Raw genomic sequence first — 18,761 nt, 5'->3', positions numbered from 1 at the left:
ATGAAAAAAACTACTAAACTACTCGCAACGTCAATTGCATTCGCCAGTCTTCCTCTTTCAGCAGCAAACTACGCCATTGAAGCGCGTGGTGATGCGATGGGTGGTGTTGGTGTTGTTTCTGCAAACTTCTTAACCGCTCCATTCTATAACCCAGCATTGGTTGCTATTTATCGTCGTAACGATGATATGGGAATGATCACGCCAAGTTTTGGTGGTAGCTATAATGACCCTAACGACATGAAGTCGAACATTGATAGTGTCGTTGATGCATCAAACACTGCAGATTTAGACGCCGCACTGAATAAACTGGATGGCAATCAAGCCAACGTTGAACTGGGTGGTGTTGTTGCATTCGCACTTCCTAACCAGTTTGTTGCTGCAAACCTTTTCGCGAAAGCCTACACAGAATCATTTGCGACACCTAACGTTTACACAACAGGTTCAGATGAAGACAAAGTTGAACTGTCTACCGTTGAAGCTGTTTCTATCGGAGTCGCTGAGGTTGGTCTTTCTCTAGCAAAATACCAAACCTTTATGGGTCAACACATCTCATTTGGTATCACACCTAAGATCCAACGCATTTATACATATAACTACGTTGCTTCAGTTAATGATTACGACTTATCTGACGTAAGAGAAAATAGTGATGGTGAAACAGCCTTCAACATGGATGCAGGTGCACTTTGGTTCTTCGGTCCATTCCGAGTCGGTGTTGCAGCAACGAACTTGATCTCTCGAGACATCGAAACCAAAGATACCACGAGAACGCTAAGCAGCAGCACAAGTAGTGCGACACACCAAGTCGGCGGTAAATACACTTACCAACTTGAGCCGGTTTACACCGTTGGTGCAGGTATCGTGTCTGACTACTTTACATTGAGTGTCGATTACGATTTGAATGAAACTGAAAGGTTTACTTCATTCGAAGATAACGAACAGATGATTCGTGTTGGTACCGAAGTCGACCTTCTACGTCAGCTTAAGTTAAGGGGAGGGTACTACAAGAACCTGGCTTACTCTGATTCAGAAGGAACAGTCACAGCAGGTATTGGTATCTCACCACTTAACTTGTTCCAGTTAGATCTAAGTGCGAACTACACAAACGAAAATGCAATGGGCGCTTCAATCAATTTCCTTGCTAGTTACTAACAGTCCTTATATAGTTCTGCTCCTAAATAAAGGAGCAGAGCATGCTAAACGACTTACCAACCCTTTCTCACGAAGAACAACAGAAAGCTGTTGAACGAATTCAAGAAATGATGACTCAGGGCATCAGCACAGCACAAGCTATCAAAATCGTTGCTGAGCAAATTCGTGAAGAAATGAGTAATAAAGAAGAGTAGGGCATCAGCCCCTCTTTTTTATTACCTTAGTGCACTATAACTGCATATATTACCCTCTAGTATATTATCTCGTACGTACCCACTCTTTAGTTACCCTAAATCCCGACCTCATCAAAACCGTTAATTTTAGCTTATTCAGTAGGTTACAGCGGGGTAATCTGCTTTATAGGCTTTTCTCGGTTTCTATTTGTAATTAAATTACAGCAAGATCTGAAGGTAAAACAATTACCATTTTGGGTGTCAGTATTTATGTCACCCCACCTAAGTGGTTCAATATGTGGCGTTTTTTAAGGCTGGTGACGTTGTGACTTCTATTTTTAGCGGATACAAGTGCATGAATGTTCAGAAGCAGACAAATGAGGATTTCATCTAAGAACAGTGCGAGATAAGTCGTGATGGTAATGTTCAAAACCGATATCGCGAGCGACTGACTACCGCTTAGGAGAAGCTTAGAGGCGTAAGGAAGAGCTGTTTATCGAGCGATTCAGACGATACGTATCAACCGGAGAATGCCATTGATAACGTTATTACAGGTGGTTTCATTACAGGTGATGAGAGCGCGCTTAGAAGTATCCGAATCGATTAGAATTTTGAGGAGACAACAAAGCTTATGAGCTTATTTAGACAGCGGTTAAAAACCTAACGGCTTCTTTAAGTGGAGAGTCGATATCGACAAGGTATTGATTGCGTGCTGATTGAGTATCGGCAGAGAGTTGAATGTGTAACTGCAGTCCAGTCTAACGAGCCTTAATAAAATGTAGCGACTTGGTTTCGTCCGTTGTCTTTCGCTTGGTAGAGTGCTTGGTCTGCACGTTTGATGGCAGTACGTATCGATTCATGCTCCTTAAGTTGCGTTACTCCGGTCGAAGCCGTAACTTTAAGCGCTTTAGGCCAAGGGCTTTGGTCCATTGCTAGGTAAAAATTATCGATTGATTCGTTACACTGTAGCGCAGTTTGTTCTAGGCAAACGAGTAGAAACTCCTCACCACCCCAGCGATAAAGCAAGTACTGCTCACCAAGGCTCTCGTTAGCTGTTGCGACAAACTGAATAAGTACTTTATCACCCACTTCATGGCCATGTTGATCATTGATCTGCTTAAAATGGTCTAAATCAAACAGCGCGATGTGAATGGTTTTTCCTTGTTGCGCCAGCCATTCGAAATCATAGAAGGTATCTAACGCTTCGGTTCGGTTCCTACAACCGGTCAACGGATCGGTTGTGGCTTTCACCTTTAGCTCTTTAATTTCTTGGGTTAAATAGCGTTGTTGCTCTGCTGCGAGCGTCTTGCTTCGCTGTGCGATATGTAATGCGCAACCTATATAATAGATGGCATAGGTCACCCATAATCCAACCAAAAGCTCACCTAACAAAGCTTTACTGATGATTTTACCGTGGAAAACAATGCTCGAGATCTTAAGTGAGTGATGCCCATCAAGCGTGCTGGCACCAAGCCCAAGTTCAACAGACACCGCGTTTGTAATGTCTACCGCGCTATCAGAAACAGGGTGGTTATAATGATCAATCCACCAGAAAGGGACATTGAAGTAGCCCAAATCAATGTGGCTTGCATCTGGTAACGAGAAGTCTAAGCGATTGAACTTGTTCGACATAGCATCGCCTTTCACGCTGTAATTCTTGTCGTAATTACGAATGTAGAAGCGAAACCTTGGGTCTTCTTGGCCTTGGTAATCCATATTAATGGTGACCGAATCGAAAGTAGAGAGATCGAGCCCTTTACCTTGTGTCGATATAACGAATTCAATTTCACAGAAGGGCAAGCTATAGGTTCGCTCAAAGTCACACTGTAACTCAATGCCATCTTCTGTCTTATGTAATGAGCCTACGGTGCCACCGTCGTGGTCTCTGTCTGTGTTAACGCGTGTAGGGTATTTGTCTGGTGTAATAACGTAGCTCTTATTCATGAGCGTATTAAATGAGACCAACGATATTAGCGTGATTGCTAGGCAAAAAATCGAAAGGAATATGTTGAGTTTTCGGAATGCTTTGTCGCTCATGATACTAACCCGTACACGTGATTCGAATGTAATGCGCAATGCCTTAGAGTTGGCGCAATCGAAGATTAGAGTATTAGCATTGATAAAAGAGCTATACCCAAAACTGATCCAGAACTGACGGTTATACAGGAAAGCGCACCATTAGACCAAATTCAAGTTTAAATATTGAACGCAGCCCCTTGATTCTGAATGTTATTTACTCAATAAGTGCGGTTTTTACGGGGTTAATAATTTAACTGTATATTTATACAGTTAAATTTTAAGTGGTTCAGTTTTTATTAATCAGAGTGGTGTGTGCGGGTTTTATGGCTAGCTGTGACCATGAGCCACGAGGCCACTGGTATTGTTCATCAATTAAAGTGGAGGGCAGTTATGTTGCAGTGTCACTTTTTGGGTCTCGTTTTATCGAAACACTTTGTTGTCTATGAGAGCGTTCGTACCAGTCATCTTGTCTTTCATTTCCAATTACGCGCTATATGTAGAACAAGGCTTCAATGCACTGCAGAACATCCCTAACCCTTATTGGTTTGTAGTTGGTGCCGTTGTGGTTGATACGCTAGGCATGCGCGCAATGGTTCGATACCTACTGGAGTACTATGCGTCTCGATGGAAAGTGAAGTGATGGCGTACCTTGATGCGTTAATCATTGCACTTATTACAGGTGGAGTCTCAAGCCTTGGCACAATTGCAGCTTTGAAAACAGACATCAACTGGATTAAACGAGTGCAGCAAGACCAAGAGCAACGGATACGAAAACTGGAGGATCCTAATGGCTAGAAATGTTCCTAAAGCAAAGGCCGAAAACAAAACGGCCAGCTAATGAAAGGCTATACGCTTAGAGATGGGGCGAATACGACCCGGAACCGTTACAAGAAGCGTAGGTAAAAGGAGCCACTTTCTTATAAAGTGGCTCCTTTTGCATCTTATATAAGGGATAAGGCGCTTAGCATTAACGGGCACTTGTGCCTGTCCCGTTTCCCAACGCGAAAAGGTAGCTTGAGTGATTTCAAGGTTGTTTTGAGAAATGAAGTCTTTCTGCTGTAGGCCAGAACGTAAACGCGCATCACGTATCAGTTTAGCCGTAATAGGGTACTTATATTTGGATGGTTCCATAGCTCGTTGCCTTAACTGACGTGAAAAGAAACAATCTGGAGGTTTTACGAACGATTTGTATTATACGTAACTCTTATTAATAAGGTGTTTATTTGACAATTGGAGGTATAATTATCCAATTATTTTAGTAAGTTATGACGTATACCGTCTTCGGTAACGCAGTTAATAGAGGTGTCACGCAACACATGGAAGAAATACATTCTGATGCAGAACGTTTGTTCAATCTGGCCCGCGATTATAAGTCTGGTAAAGAAGGAGTTGAGCAATCATTCGAAAAAGCTGTTGAATACTATGAAAAGGCAGCTAGCTTAGATCATAGCGGAGCAATATTTAGTTTAGCTTTTGCTTATGAACGCGGTGAGGGTGTTGAACAGTCGATAGAACAGGCGATTGAATACTATGAAAAGGCCGCCGCTTTGGGTGAGAGCAAAGCAATGTGCAATTTAGCTTTTGTTTTTCATCGTGGTGAATATATTGACCCGTCATTGGAAAAGGCAATTGAATACTATGAAAAGGCCGCTGCATTAGATGATAACAAAGCTCTGTTTAATCTAGCTTTACTTTATAAGCGTGGTGAAGGTGTTGACTTGTCATTGGAAAAGGCATTTGAATACTATGAAAGGGCCGCAGGACTAGGAAATAGTAAAGCCATGTTTGGTTTAGGCTTAGCTTACCATCGTGGTGAAGGTGTTGACCTATCACTGGAAAAAGCAATTGAATACTATGAAAAAGCCACCGCATTAGGTCATAGAAAGGCAATATTTAATCTAGGTGCAGCTTATCATCGTGGTGAAGGTGTTACCCCATCATTGGAAAAGGCAATCGAATACTATGAAAAAGCAGCTGCGCTAGATGATAGAAAAGCATTGTTCAATCTAGGTTTAGCTTATAAGCGTGGAGAAATTTATGAACCGTCATTGGAAAAAGCAATTGAATACTTTGAAAAGGCTGATGCGCTAGGTAATAGCAAAGCTACCTTTAGTTTAGGTTTAGCTTACCATCGTGGTGAAGGTGTTGCCGTGTCATTGGAAAAAGCAATTGAATACTATAAAAAGGCTGCTGATTTAGGTAATAGCAGCGCGATGTATAATCTAGGTTTAATTTATGATCGTGGCGAAGGTGTCGAGCCGTCATTGGAAAAGGCAATTGAATATTACGAAAAGGCCGCTGAGTTAGGCAATAGCAAGGCAATGTTTAATCTAGCTATACATTATGAACATGATGAGGATGTTGACGCGTCATTCGAAAAGGCAATTGAATACTATGAAAAGGCTGCTGAATTAGGCAACTACAAGGCAATGTTCAAGATAGCTTTGAACATTAGAAAAAGTGAAGGTGAAGAAAATCAAGCGATTTCCGAAGAGCTATTCCAGATGCTTTACGATGCAGGGGAAAAAGACGCGTATAGATACATACCGCATCCTTCCTTGAAGAATCATGTATATCCAGCACTAACAAAAGCACGTGTGAGTAAGTGTGTAGAAGAGGAAATAAAGAAAGCTTTTTCGCTATTCCAGGAAGCTATTATCAAAATCATGGAGTCGAGCGAATATACGGAAAATCAACCGATTTATCATTTTACTCGTTGGCCAGCTATTCAAAGCATTTTACCAAAAGAGCGAACGAAAGATTGTAGAAATGTTATCCGCTTGTATCACGAAGATTATATGAATGACCCTAGTGAAGGGAAAAGCTTAGATTCAATAATTAAAACTCGTTCATTTGATTCTCAGTATCAAGATGTTGCAGACTTTATGACTGAAGCATTAGATTTGCGCTTAAATTTAACACAGAAAGCTGCGACCTACATGGCATCATTTACAAAAGCACATGACCGATTGGACCTATGGCGTGCTTACAGTGATGATGGAGATGGTTATTGCCTAAAAATCAACATCACTCAAACAGACATGCATATCTGGTCGCAAGCAAAAGCCTATACTAATAGTGATACCGATACTGATACTGATACTGATACTGATACCAACAAGCAATATGAGACTGAGCATTTGTATAAACTTTATAAAGTGAAATACGATCAGGAAGACAAAGAAACAGACCTCAAAAGTCTATTAATAGCATTAAAACCTCTTTATGAAATCGCAGCTAATCTTCAGCCGAATATACAGAATGAAATTAAAAAAACGATGTTCTATATGCTTAGCGAGGTTGTATACCTATTTAAAGATGAACAATACTCAAGTGAACAAGAGGTTAGAATGATTCAGCGTTTATCTTTAGATGAAGTATTTATAGATGAAGGTGACGTTGGGAAATTGTATAAATCTACTGGTCCTATCTTATTTACTCATGAAGATTCAGAGATTATCATCGGACCGAAAGTTCAAAACCCAAGAATAGCAGAGCTGAGCTTACGCAAAAGGCTTCAAGAAAACGGTTTTTTCAATACAGAAGTCACTCGCTCAAATGTTAATTATCGTTAATTAAAGTCAAAGGCCACATCGTGATCTAGATGCGGCCTTTTTATATTTTCTGAAAATATTGCCTTTGCTTCCTCCTAGATTTATCGCGTAGCGATAGGCTCTTAGAATTACGTACATCTCACCCAATCCGTAGAATCACCATTCCTTTGTTGTGTTTCGTCTACAGGCATACAAGGCCGCAAGTCGCTTGCGATAAAGAAAGGCCGCTTCATTTGTCCCAAATAGAAATGTCTCCTTGTTGGGTCTTTCGACTGGAGGCTATGAGCACTGGGTTGATGGTTCGAGGGGCTGTTTGAAGGGCTCTTTGCTGTGCACGGCGTTTGGGGGCTTTCTTACTGCGGGTTCGTTGCTGTTGTTGTTCGAATTCTTCTTGTTGTTGCTGAGCAAACTTTAAAACTTGGCCGAGGCGTTTGTTGTCGACGATTTGGGTTTGTTGAACGTGCTCGAGTTTGTCGAAGGTTTTGAATTCGAGTTTTCGATGCCCGTATTGGATGGCGATTTCACCGTTTGGGTAGTCGAGTATCTTGACATGTTCGTGCGCTAGTCGGCTGTTTTCTTCAGTAGGTTCAATGAGATAAATCACTTTATCGTATTGAAATGTCAGCGACTTTGAGAGCTTGCGGGTTTCTTGCCAACTGAAAATATCGTCGAGTTCTTGCTTGGACTCTCGAACCGGACGATGCATGTCTTTTGGGTATTGAGCGGGCTTAGCAAAGCGATGGTTAAAATCGGCGGTGAAGTAGGGAAGCCAGGCGTTGGCTTGTTCGATGGTGTCGATACCTTGTAAGCGCATCTCTTTAACCAGCCGGTCTTGCAGCGTGAGGTTGGTTCTTTCAGCACGCGCCCGTATTGAGTTTGGCCAACTTGTTTGTGTTTCTCCTGATTCACTCGAAAAATTGAGTGCTTGTCACTGTAAAATGCGATGGGTTTACCGTGCTCATTGAGGTATTCACGCATGGTCAACATGTAGTCAAATGCGGATTCTGTCTCGCTGAATCTTAGGTTCATCAAACGGCCAGTTGCATCATCAATGAACACCAATAGGCAACATTTGTCGCTGCGGCCTTCAAACCAGTCATGATGGGAGCCGTCAATTTGGATAAGTTCGCCCAAGCAATCACGACGGTAACGAGGCTGATAGACTCGAGATTTGCGTTGTGAATGTGGAAGCCACAGTCCGTCGGCGATCATCCATTGACGGAGTGTTTCTTTAGAGACGGATAGATTGTGTCGTTCAGTCAGTTTTTCCAGAGCGAACGTTGGTGAGAAGTCAGAGTAATGCTCACGGATAAGTTTCAGTATTTCAATTCTGAAATGTTCTGAGTAGCGTCGATTACTTGGGCGTCCACGCGCTGCGTGTGTAAGACTTTGAGCGCCAAGAGAGACAAGTTTGTTTACCAAACGTCGGATATGACGCGCAGACAGATTCAAAATGATAGCAGCGTCAACTTGGCGTAGTCGCTTTTCACGTACGTCAGTAAGCACCTTGAATCGCTGAATATCTTTTTCACTCATAGTAATAAGCATCCGGATAACTCCTAAGCAGACCAATATAGGTAAGCTTAGGAGGACATTTTAAAATGGCTCAAACCGGATATTACTAAATTGCTCTAACACCGTCACTGCGTATTATGTACGTTATGTTAAATTGGTTTTGGCGTTTATAAGGCAGGTATCTTTGTGTGATGCCCTGCCTTTATTCTGTGTCGATAATCTCTGAATTATACTGTGTATTTAACCATAGTGGCTATTTACCATAAAATACCTAATAACCAGTGATAATAATCTTCGATTTTACCCCTGGCATTAGTTAGAGCTTAACCGCCAGCAAATTTAACTTTGTAGCCTTTCTTTTCTAGATGCGCTTTGAGCTTGTCACGAGCGTCGCCTTGAATTTCGATGTTGCCATCTTTTACTGAGCCGCCGCAGCCACACACTTTTTTGAGTTCCGCTGCCATTAGTTTTAATGGTGCGTCATCTAGGTCTAAGCCCGTTACGATAGAAACGCCTTTGCCTTTACGGCCTTTGGTTTCTTTTTGGATTCGAACGATACCATCGCCTTTAGGACGTTGGACTTTCTCTTCTTCAGGCTTAATGCGACCTGTTTCTGTTGAATATACTAGGCTCATAAATTACTTCTTTTGTTGCTCTGCTTTTTGTTTTGCGAGTAAGTAAGCTTCTATATGACGTTGGATTGCAATCTTGCCGCCTTTGATAAGACGCCCGTTAAACATGCAATACCACGCGTTAGGCTCACTGGTGTCATTCTTGATCTGATAGCCGTTGAAGTTTTCAGTTAGGCCACCAGTTCCTCTCGACTTATTTAATGCAGTGAACTCTTTAGGGTCAATAATAGACGCGGTGTCAATCCACCAATCAATACTCTTCTTCACGGCAGCTAGGTTGCCCTGAATAACATTGTTTTTTAACTTAGCACGCCAAATGGTGTTGTTAGCATCCATCGATTGCAGATGGACGCTACGGTAAATTGAATTAGCCATATCTATTAATCATCTTTTTGTTTTCACTGTATTAATCATAAGTATACTTATAATGATATCAAGCATAATATGGTAAAAACACCTGTTGAGGTACGGTAATTTGAGAAAAAAAGTCCCTATTTTAACCGACTCCGTGACAATTAATTCATTTGTTGAAAAATTGAACAGGCACGCGACAATTGAAATTATAGATGAGTTAACAGGATATCAGTATTCTCGTAACTCACTACTGGGTATCTACAGTGATTGGAATCGCTACCATGCGTTCTGCACTAAAAACCGTATTAACACACTCCCTGCCTCTATTACTGCTGTTCGTCGTTTTCTTGAGACTGAATCCAGTGATAGAAAATACGCATCTTTAAAACGTTACACTGCAACGCTTAGTTTGTTGCATACTGTGTTGAGCTTTGCCAACCCAATCAAGCACAGACAAGTTCGTTTTACCCTGCTCCACTTGCAAGCTCAAATGGCCGGCGACGCTAAGCAAACCAATGCCATGACATCTGCACACCTCGCTGAGTTAAACACGTTACTTTCAAATGAGAAATCGAGCTTAAAAGAGATCCGAGATATCGCCATTTATAATGTGATGTTTGAGTGTGCTTTAAAGCGCTCAGAACTTAAGGCGTTATCAATGGGTAATGTCGAGTGCGTTGAAAATGATTACCAGATTACAGTAAAAGATTCAGCGTATCGGCTGTCGCAAGTTGCAAGTGCTGCACTTCAGCGTTGGTTTGCGTTTACTGGGACACAAGATGAGTTACCCGTGTTTCGCGCGATAGATAAGCATGAGAATATCAGCCTACAACCGTTAGATGATTCGTCGATCTACAGAATATTGAGAAGAGCAAGCGACTTACTTCAACTTGCAGAAAACCACCATTTCTCTGGGAACTCGATTCGCGTGGGTGCTGCACAAGAGCTGTCGAAACAAGGCCTTAAGGTAAGGGAGATTCAGGATTTTGGTCGTTGGCTAAGCCCTGCAATGCCTGCGCAATATGTGGGTTATTCTGGAACGGCTGAAAGTGAGAAGATGAAGTTTAAAGCACTAGTGCCTTGGCAATAAGCTCAAGGCACTATTATGTTCTTTAGCCAGTGGTGTAAGACTCGCTAACATATTTTGGAAGAACTAAGAAATGCTCGTTCTCACACAGTTCTCTAGAAACTGGCTGAATTTGTGGCCATCATGTTCAACCATTTTAGGGAACATGGAAATTGGTGTCATACCTGGGAAGGTGTTGACTTCATTCAGGTAGATCTCATTGTCTTGCGTTAAGAAGAAATCAATACGAGACAAGTGACGAAGCTTCATTTGGGTGAATACTTTGCGTGCACTGTCTGCAATTAATTCACGTTGTTCATCCGTTAGATTACTTGCTTCCACTTCAGTAATTGAGTGGCTGTCTGCACTGTATTTCTCTTCATAAGAATAGAATGCTCCATTCGGTGCAATCACCTCGCCCGGTTTGCTGATGTGTAGCTCACCATCGATTTCATAAGCGGCAACTTCGAGCTCTCTAGGCACAACTGATTTCTCAACCAGCACTTGATCAGAGAAGGTAAACGCCTTATTGATCGCTTCGCTTAAGTCTTCCACTTGGTTAACTTGGTAACAACCTACAGAAGAACCTTGACGAGCCGCTTTCACGAACACTTTTCCCCAATTTTCAAAAGCTTGAGTCGCTTGTGAATGAGCTTGGTCGTTGTTGTCTGATAAAAACAGATACGGCGTGTTTGGGATGCCAAGAGCGTCGTACCAAAGCTTTGAAGTGATTTTGTTGAAGCTGTTGTTACTTGCTTCAGAACCACAACCTAGATACGGAATTTTTGCCAGTTCAAACAGTGACTGGATGTCACCTGTTTCACCCGGGAAGCCGTGAATACAAGGCGCAATGAAATCGACTTTAGACTCTAGGTTGTCGCCACGTAAGGTTTGATTGTTGATATCAAGATAAACCAATTCACCAGAATCAAGACACCAGCCTTCGTTTTTAATTTCAACTCTCACAACGTTAAAATCTGTAACGCTATTCAGTTGTTCAAAAAGGTAATTGGCTGAAACTAAAGATACTTCATGCTCTGAAGATCCACCGCCGCAAAGTAGAAGGATGTTAATGGTGTTCATGGGTAAATTCGGTCCTTGAAACTAGGAATACTGACTTCAATGATAAACAAAAGTCGAAATAGGTACAGTGTTTTGAACGTTAAAATTGTGTTCGAAAGATCGAGCGATTAACTATTAAACAAAACTGCTGGTCTTAAAACAAAAGAAGGAGCATTTGCTCCCTCTTTCTGAATTAAAACTTAGTTCAACTTGTTAAGTGTTGGGTATTCAGAGTTCTTGATGTCATCAATGCTCTTAACGAACGGCTTCAAGTTTTGGAAAGTGGTCGGCAGAGTCGAGATAGCCTTTTTAGCTTCTAAGCGTGTCGCGTAATCACCGTAAAGGACGGTGAACCACTTAGTGCCATTAACCATTTTATAGTTTTCCCAAACTGGTTGAGAAGTCGTTGGTAGCATTTTCACGAAAGAATCGACTTTAGTTTGGCTGCCAACAGCAACAACTTGAACTGTGTAACCAAAACGCTGGTTCATGTCTTGCTGTTTCTTGGTTGGGCCTGTTACTACTGCAACGGGTTTAGCCCTAGTCGTTAGAGTCACTTTCTGTTCAACAGGTTGGGTCTTGATAACGTTGACGACATTCTCTTCAACAACGCCTGTTTGCTCAGATTGAGATACAACTGGAGCTGCAACTTTGGCAGTTTTGTACTCTTCTTGATAGCTATCTGAAGTTACATTAGTCACGTAGTCGTCAGATACACATGCAGCCAAGAGCAGTGGCAAAGTCGCAATTGCAAATTTTTTCATGGAAAGCTCTATATCCTTAATAATAATTACTATAAATCATGCCGATACGTCGGTTTAGAATCAAGTTAACTTTGAGATTATACACCATTAGTGGGTGACCTATTTCACAAACTTTATGCAGTGTTTGCTTATTCATCTGAATTCGGTGAATTTGCCATCAACTCATGAGTGAAAAGTAAGTTACGATGAACTTACGTGCATTGCTAGGATATCTCTATGAATCATCTTGATCCCCTCCTTAAACCCCGTTCAATCGCTGTTGTTGGTGCTTCTCAACGAGAAACGCGTGCGGGATATACCGTCATGAACAATTTGTTGCACGGGGATTTTAAAGGTGCGGTGATGCCCGTTACGCCAAAATACGACTCGGTGGCAGGCGTACTCTCTTACAAAAATATTTTGTCGCTGCCTATCGTGCCTGACCTTGCGATTCTGTGTACCAATGCGACCCGTAATGTGGCTATTTTTGAAGAGTTAGCCGAGAAAGGCATAGCTTCTGTCATTGTGCTTTCTTCCGACATGCAGCAACAAAGCGATAATGGCGAAACTTATGATGCACGATGCCTAGCGATTGCTAAAAAACACAACATTCGTGTGCTTGGATCCAATAGCTTGGGGATTATTGTCCCTTGGTTAAATTTAAATGCCTCTTTCTCTCCGGTAACTGCGCTGCCAGGTAAAATCGCGTTTGTTTCTCAGTCTGCGGCGGTTTGCACCACGATCCTTGACTGGGCTAACGACAAAGAGATCGGCTTCTCTGCTTTTATCTCGATAGGTAATGGCAGTGACATTGAGTTTTCAGAGCTATTGGATTATTTGAGTACCGATTCGCACACTGAAGCAATCTTGCTTTATGTCGATAGTATTAGCGATGCGAGGCGCTTTATATCTGCGGCGCGTGCGGCTTCGCGTAATAGACGAATTCTGGTGTTAAAAGGCGGTAGAACAGCGAAAGGCAGAGCGGCAGCAATGGCACATACCGGTGGTGCTGATACCTTAGACATTATCTATGATTCAGCGATCCGACGTAGTGGTATGTTGCGAGTTAAGAACTTACATGAACTGTTTGCTGCAGTAGAAACACTGACTCACTCAGTGCCTTTACGTGGCGAGCGTCTTGCTATAGTGACCAATGGTGGCGGTCCTGCAATTATGGCCGTGGACACCCTATTTGACCGCGGGGGTAAACTCGCAGAATTATCTGAAGATACGCTCGATAAACTCAGTAAGGTTTTGCCATCGAGTTGGTCTAAGAGCAACCCTATCGATATTGTTGGCGATGCTGGCGATCAACGCTATATCGACACCATAAACATCTTGCTCGATGGCGATGAAGCGGATGCCATTCTTATCATGCACAGCCCCTCTGCGGTCGCACATTCAGCCAAAACAGCAGAGCGAATTATTGAAGCGATTAAAAAGCATCCTCGCCACAAGCGCTTTAATATCTTAACAAATTGGTCTGGTGAGCTAACAGCAAGGCCAGCGAGAAAGCTGTTTACGGAAGCGGGTTTCCCAACCTATCGAACGCCTGAAAGTTCAGTGGTCGCATTCATGCACTTGGTCGAGTACAGACGCAACCAACGTCAGTTAATGGAAACGCCGACCACGGCAGAAAAAGTGCACATTGAAGACTTGGCAGATGCCAAAAATTGGATAGAGCGCCAACTACTGGATAAAGATACAGTTAGTCTTGATACCCATCAAAACAGTCAGTTTTTCAAGCACTTCAACCTTGAAGTATTGCCAACTTGGATTGCTTCCGACCCAAGCGAAGCGGTACATATTGCCGAAACGATCGGTTACCCGGTCGCCGTAAAACTTCGCTCGCCAGACATTGCGCATAAGTCGGACGTTCAAGGTGTGATGCTCAATTTACGAAACAGTAGTGAAGTCGCCAATGCCGCTCAGGCGATTCTCGATCGCTCTCAATTGTCGTTCCCGACCGCTCATATCCATGGCTTGTTGATTCAAGGTATGGCTAAACTTGCGGGCGGCCAAGAGCTGCGAGTTAAGGTCACAACGGACGAAACCTTTGGCCCTATCATTTTACTTGGCCAAGGTGGCTCTGAGTGGGATGAATCGATTGATGCCGCAGCTGCTTTCCCACCGCTTAACATGACACTGGCGCGTTACTTGATCATTAGGGCGATAAAAAGTGGCAAGATTCGACTGCAAAAGTTACCTACCCCGATCGATATTGAAGGGCTCTCTGAATTGCTAGTTCGTATATCGCAAATGGTAGTGGATTGCCCTGAAATACATGACTTGGATATTCATCCCGTACTGGCCAATGGCGACAAGTTCACGATCTTGGATGCCGATATCATATTGAAAGCGTACGAAGGCGATCCTCAAGAACGTCTTGCGATTAGACCTTATCCAGTCGAACTTGAGGAGAATATTGTACTCAAGGACGGCACAGAAGTGTTGTTACGCCCTATTCTTCCTGAAGATGAACCACTTCATGCGGATTTTATTAATCGAGTATCCAAAGAGGATCTCTATAAGCGTTTCTTTAGTGATGTTGGTGAATTCAATCATGAGGCGTTGGCTAATTTTACTCAGATTGATTTTGATAGAGAAATCGCGTTTGTGGTCGTCCGTAAGGAACAAGGCGTGCCTGCGATTATTGGTGTATCGAGAGCACTGATTAACCCAGAAAACACCGATGCAGAGTTCGCGATTCTGATACGCTCCGATCTAAAAGGCGTCGGTTTAGGACGCATTTTGATGACCAAGGTTATTGATTACTGTCGTGCTAAACAGACCAAGCAAATGTCTGGAATGACTATGCCAACCAATAGAGGGATGCTAACACTAGCTCAAAAGCTTGGTTTTGAGCTAGACATCAGTTTTGAAGATGGCACTGCTGATATGGTGTTACCGCTATTTGAGTGACCATGTTTTTTTAAGGTGTTGAATACACCAAGATTTGGCGTCGCCCATTTTGTTGCGTCGCCAAGCCATGACGATATCGATCGGCTGTGGTTCTGTACCCGAAATCTGCTGTAGAACGCCAGATTCAATCAGCGGTTTAGCTATACTACTCGGCAAGGTGCCAATCCCTAATCCAGTTGTTAGAGCCTCTACCTTTGCAGAGAAGCTTGTCACGGTTAAACGAGGTTGTTTCTCTAGAATGTTGCGACTCAAAGCTGGTTGTTCACGTGCAGTATCCGCAATTGCAATAACCCTGTAACTTTCCCTTGCCTTTTGATCGAACTCGCCAGAACGTTTATGAACGTAGTGGTTTGATGCCGCGACCCATACCATTTCCATTTTACCAATCACGTCACTTTTCATATCGTTTGGAATCGTGTCGAGCTTGGGGCAAACAAGCAAATCTGCACGGCCATCCGTGAGGGATTCCCAGCAACCAGCTAAGATCTCTTCTTGTAAACGAACACGTGTTTTGCTGATTTTCCCGAGTTCGTCGACCAACGAGAAGAAATTAGCAATTGGAATAATGCCATCAAAGGCAATAGTTAAATCCAGCTCCCAACCATTGGCAAGAATACTCGCGTCGTTCACGAGTTGTTCGGTGGCACCAAGAATGATCCTGCCTTGCTCTAATATTAACTGCCCCGCTTCCGTGAAATTAGCGCGGTGGCCAGAGCGATCAAAAATCATGATATCCAAATCTTGTTCTAACTTCTGGATTTGATAACTCAATGAAGAAGGTGCTCGGTCCATTTCATTCGCTGCAGCTGCGAAACTCCCACGACGATCAATGGCATCTAATATGTGTAATGCTTCAAGTGTTATTGGACTATGCATAGCTTCCCTACTTTACAAATGAGACTTGAATCACAAAAACAGAAGCATTCAGGCTATAAATGGAACTGTAAAAGTCTTTTTAATACAGCTATTTAAGAATATTAATTATGAATTAGTTGATAAAATTGAAAATTATTTAAATGCAAATAATAGTAATTATCATTTAGAACCAATATTATCTTTCGCAAATCAAGATAATACTATGGAATTAAGGTAACTATCAAATGTATAAGCAATCCCTACTCTCTGCTTCAATCGTTTTAGCGCTTTCATCAACCTCAGCCTTTGCTGAAGATTATGCCCTATTTGACGAGGTTGTTGTATCGGCAACTCGTACCGAGCAAAACAAAGAAGATGTTTCAAGCTCAATTGAATCGGTATCGTCAGAAGATATTGATAATCAAATGTCTAACGACATAAAGCAAGCTCTTCAATACACTCCAGGCGTAGAAGCGCAAGGCAGTGGCCGCTTTGGTATTTCGGGTTTCAATATCCGTGGTGTTGAAGGTGATCGCGTTAAATTGATGATCGATGGTGTCCAACAACCAACCCCATACAACCCTGGCGCTACAGAACAGCGTAAATATTCAAACGCCATTGAAGTAGACACATTGAGTGTCATTGAGGTAAATAAAGGGCCAGCTTCTACATTGTACGGTTCTGATGCAATTGGCGGTGCTGTACTGCTAAGAACGAAGAACCCAGAAGATATGCTTAGAACTGATGGTGATGAGAACCGTTTTGGTATCAAATCTAGCTATACGTCAGCTGATGAACAGTTTAAAAACACACTTTCATGGGCGATGCGTAAAGATAAGTTAGAAACTATCGTTATGGCGACATACGCTCAAGGTCATGAGACAGAAACTCATTCATCAGGAAGTGACATTGAAGGTCCAGATCGTGGTGCTTCTAACCCAGCCGATACGGAATTAAGTAACTTCTTAGCTAAAGCAATCTACAATGTATCGGATTCAAACAAGATTGGTGTAACTTTAGAGCATTATCAGCGCCAATATGATGAGGATGAGTTGAATTACAATGGTTACCAGCTTATGCCGGGCTTTGTATACACTGATAACTATAACGAAGACACCAACAAACGTTTTCGTGCAACATTAGAGCAACAGCTTAAGTTGAATTCGTCTATCGCGGATTCGTTAGACTGGTCTCTTAGCTACCAGGACTCAAGCACTCTTAATAAGAACTACGACACGACACCATCAAGTGGTCGCCGATTACGTGAACGTGATGCATCAGACGTAAACATGCAGCTTGATACACAACTTTCTAAGTTAGTGAATATCGACGGCGCTGATCATGAATTTACTTACGGTTTTACTTACCTACAAAATGATTTTGAGCTAGACAACACCGATCATAAGTTTGACCGAGGCACCGTTACTCCAGGTAGTACGGGTATCCCTGATGCAAAAATCACGCAATGGGGTGTGTTTGTTCAGGATCAAGCGTTCTTCATGGAAGATAAGTTGATTGTAACCGGTGGTCTTCGTTATGACTCGTTTGTTGCTGATCCATCAACAGATGAAGGCTACACCACGGAATATGAAAAGAATGAAGATGATGCATTCACAGCGAAGCTAGGTTCGGTTTATCACATCAACGACAACTTATCTGTATTTGGTCAAATCGGTCAAGGATTTAAAGCTCCTTCAGTTTATGACTTGTATTACTTCTATAACAACGGCGCTATTATTGAAGCAAACCCTAATCTAAAAGCTGAAAGAAGTGTGTCTTATGAGTTTGGCCTTCGTGGCAGCAACCAACACGCTCGCTTCGAACTTAGCACTTTTTACACCGACTATACCGATTTCATCAATCAGACGAAAACGGGGGAGCAAAACGGTAGAGACGTAATTACCAAAGAAAACCTAGATAAAGTTACGATTTATGGTGCAGAACTTTCTTCAACAATTAACCTTGATACCCTGCTAGACGCACCATTCGGTACATACACTCGTTTGGCTGTAGCCTATGCTGACGGTGAAGATAAATCTAACGGAAAATCAATTGATTCGGTAGCACCTCTAACAGGAACAATTGGTCTTGGTATTGAGAGAGAAACCTTCGGTTCAGCTCTAAATATTAAAATGGTTGCTGCGAAGGATGAGTGGAACGCTGACGACAAGGTCGATGTAGCTGGGTACACCGTTGTCGATTTAACCGCTTATTACCGTCCTATCACGGATTTGACTCTGCGAGCTGGTCTATTTAACGCGCTGGACAAGAAATATTGGTTGTACAGTGAAACGTCTAGTAGTACACAGGCCTCTAAGTTTAATACAGACTTTAAGTCTCAACCTGGCCGTAACTGGGGAATATCTGCAAATTACGAATTCTAATTCGTTAACTAACTGATACAGAAAAACTAATGTAGCAGAAACTAAAAAGCCAGCTTAATGCTGGCTTTTATCTATTTCACTAAAAATTGTATCAAAAAGGACTAAGTGAAATTACGTCTTACTTCTCTGCCATTTCTTTCTTAACCATTACTGCAGCAGCAATGATGAAAGTGATGATTAGGCCTAGTTCCATGATTAACTCCAAAGAAAATTAACATTAAACATATAATTCGCGAGCATAGTAACACAACGAATACAGAATGATACTTTTTAACCACTAATTTACTTTTTATTCGATTTAGATCAAAAAAGATGCCCTAAAGCATCTTTTTG

Annotated in this window: 14 protein-coding genes and 2 pseudogenes; 8 read left to right on the top strand and 8 right to left on the bottom strand. The window is 42.2% G+C overall.

What is annotated here, in order from left to right:
- Both ED652_RS08570 and ED652_RS08565 read left to right on the top strand, forming a co-directional pair.
- The gene (locus tag ED652_RS08570) at positions 1-1,149 is read left to right on the top strand and encodes a conjugal transfer protein TraF (protein ID WP_122054354.1); all 1,149 of its coding nucleotides are present in this window, start codon (positions 1-3) and stop codon (positions 1,147-1,149) included.
- A 41-nt stretch (positions 1,150-1,190) separates the two neighbouring features.
- Positions 1,191-1,343 carry a YoaH family protein gene (locus ED652_RS08565; RefSeq protein ID WP_004731009.1) on the top strand — a complete coding sequence of 51 codons (153 nt, stop codon included), beginning with the start codon at positions 1,191-1,193 and terminating at the stop codon, positions 1,341-1,343.
- 747 nt (positions 1,344-2,090) lie between these two features.
- On the opposite strand, the gene ED652_RS08560 is transcribed toward ED652_RS08565, so the two are convergent.
- Positions 2,091-3,398, bottom strand: a complete 1,308-nt coding sequence (locus tag ED652_RS08560) for a GGDEF domain-containing protein (protein ID WP_122054352.1) — start codon at positions 3,396-3,398, stop codon at positions 2,091-2,093.
- A 394-nt stretch (positions 3,399-3,792) separates the two neighbouring features.
- Here ED652_RS08560 and ED652_RS08555 point away from each other — a divergent pair.
- Both ED652_RS08555 and ED652_RS23735 read left to right on the top strand, forming a co-directional pair.
- Positions 3,793-3,981, top strand: a pseudogene (locus ED652_RS08555) (hypothetical protein); the annotation flags it as partial.
- On the top strand, positions 3,978-4,136 hold the full coding sequence (locus ED652_RS23735; protein ID WP_157781559.1) for a hypothetical protein: 159 nt from the start codon (positions 3,978-3,980) through the stop codon (positions 4,134-4,136). The pseudogene ED652_RS08555 and the gene ED652_RS23735, both read left to right, overlap by 4 nt.
- 39 nt (positions 4,137-4,175) lie before the next feature.
- Here ED652_RS23735 and ED652_RS23955 read toward each other — a convergent pair whose 3' ends face one another.
- Positions 4,176-4,472 (bottom strand): DNA-binding transcriptional regulator, encoded by a 297-nt coding sequence (locus tag ED652_RS23955; protein WP_254051688.1) that lies wholly within the window; start codon positions 4,470-4,472, stop codon positions 4,176-4,178.
- Positions 4,473-4,657: 185 nt separating this feature from the next.
- Between ED652_RS23955 and ED652_RS08545 the strand changes: the two genes are divergently transcribed.
- Positions 4,658-6,916: a tetratricopeptide repeat protein gene (locus tag ED652_RS08545; protein ID WP_162929931.1), complete on the top strand. Its 2,259-nt coding sequence runs from the start codon at positions 4,658-4,660 to the stop codon at positions 6,914-6,916.
- Positions 6,917-7,124: 208 nt separating this feature from the next.
- Here the strand turns inward: ED652_RS08545 and ED652_RS08535 are convergent.
- From ED652_RS08535 to ED652_RS08525, 3 genes and pseudogenes are all read right to left on the bottom strand, one after another.
- Positions 7,125-8,431 (bottom strand): annotated as a pseudogene (locus ED652_RS08535) (ISNCY family transposase).
- Positions 8,432-8,733: 302 nt separating this feature from the next.
- Positions 8,734-9,045, bottom strand: a complete 312-nt coding sequence (gene yciH / locus ED652_RS08530; protein WP_009845368.1) for a stress response translation initiation inhibitor YciH — start codon at positions 9,043-9,045, stop codon at positions 8,734-8,736.
- A 3-nt stretch (positions 9,046-9,048) separates the two neighbouring features.
- Complete coding sequence (locus tag ED652_RS08525; protein ID WP_122054346.1) at positions 9,049-9,417, bottom strand: DUF3319 domain-containing protein; 369 nt, start codon at positions 9,415-9,417, stop codon at positions 9,049-9,051.
- A gap of 100 nt (positions 9,418-9,517) precedes the next feature.
- Between ED652_RS08525 and ED652_RS08520 the strand changes: the two genes are divergently transcribed.
- Positions 9,518-10,486 (top strand): tyrosine-type recombinase/integrase, encoded by a 969-nt coding sequence (locus ED652_RS08520; RefSeq protein ID WP_102545870.1) that lies wholly within the window; start codon positions 9,518-9,520, stop codon positions 10,484-10,486.
- A gap of 63 nt (positions 10,487-10,549) precedes the next feature.
- Here the strand turns inward: ED652_RS08520 and ED652_RS08515 are convergent, their stop codons facing one another.
- Together ED652_RS08515 and ED652_RS08510 are read right to left on the bottom strand one after the other, a co-directional pair.
- Entirely contained in the window at positions 10,550-11,545 is a 996-nt protein-coding gene (locus ED652_RS08515; protein ID WP_122054345.1) for a D-alanine--D-alanine ligase, read from the bottom strand.
- Between the two features lie 179 nt (positions 11,546-11,724).
- Positions 11,725-12,288, bottom strand: coding sequence for an SPOR domain-containing protein (locus ED652_RS08510; RefSeq protein ID WP_122054343.1), 564 nt, complete (start codon positions 12,286-12,288; stop codon positions 11,725-11,727).
- A gap of 216 nt (positions 12,289-12,504) precedes the next feature.
- Here ED652_RS08510 and ED652_RS08505 point away from each other — a divergent pair, with 216 nt between their 5' ends.
- Positions 12,505-15,189 carry a bifunctional acetate--CoA ligase family protein/GNAT family N-acetyltransferase gene (locus ED652_RS08505; protein WP_122054341.1) on the top strand — a complete coding sequence of 895 codons (2,685 nt, stop codon included), beginning with the start codon at positions 12,505-12,507 and terminating at the stop codon, positions 15,187-15,189.
- On the opposite strand, the gene ED652_RS08500 is transcribed toward ED652_RS08505, so the two are convergent.
- Positions 15,178-16,065, bottom strand: coding sequence for a LysR family transcriptional regulator (locus ED652_RS08500; RefSeq protein WP_102515101.1), 888 nt, complete (start codon positions 16,063-16,065; stop codon positions 15,178-15,180). The genes ED652_RS08505 and ED652_RS08500 overlap by 12 nt on opposite strands.
- A 224-nt stretch (positions 16,066-16,289) precedes the next feature.
- Here ED652_RS08500 and ED652_RS08490 point away from each other — a divergent pair, with 224 nt between their 5' ends.
- The gene (locus ED652_RS08490) at positions 16,290-18,428 is read left to right on the top strand and encodes a TonB-dependent hemoglobin/transferrin/lactoferrin family receptor (protein ID WP_122054337.1); all 2,139 of its coding nucleotides are present in this window, start codon (positions 16,290-16,292) and stop codon (positions 18,426-18,428) included.
- The last annotated feature ends 333 nt before the right edge of the window (positions 18,429-18,761 follow it).

This window comes from Vibrio sp. Evd11 (assembly GCF_900382755.1).
Taxonomy (GTDB): Bacteria; Pseudomonadota; Gammaproteobacteria; order Enterobacterales; family Vibrionaceae; genus Vibrio; species Vibrio lentus.
Note: the sequence above shows the minus strand (reverse complement) of the source record. Positions and strands in the feature narration are given on the sequence as shown.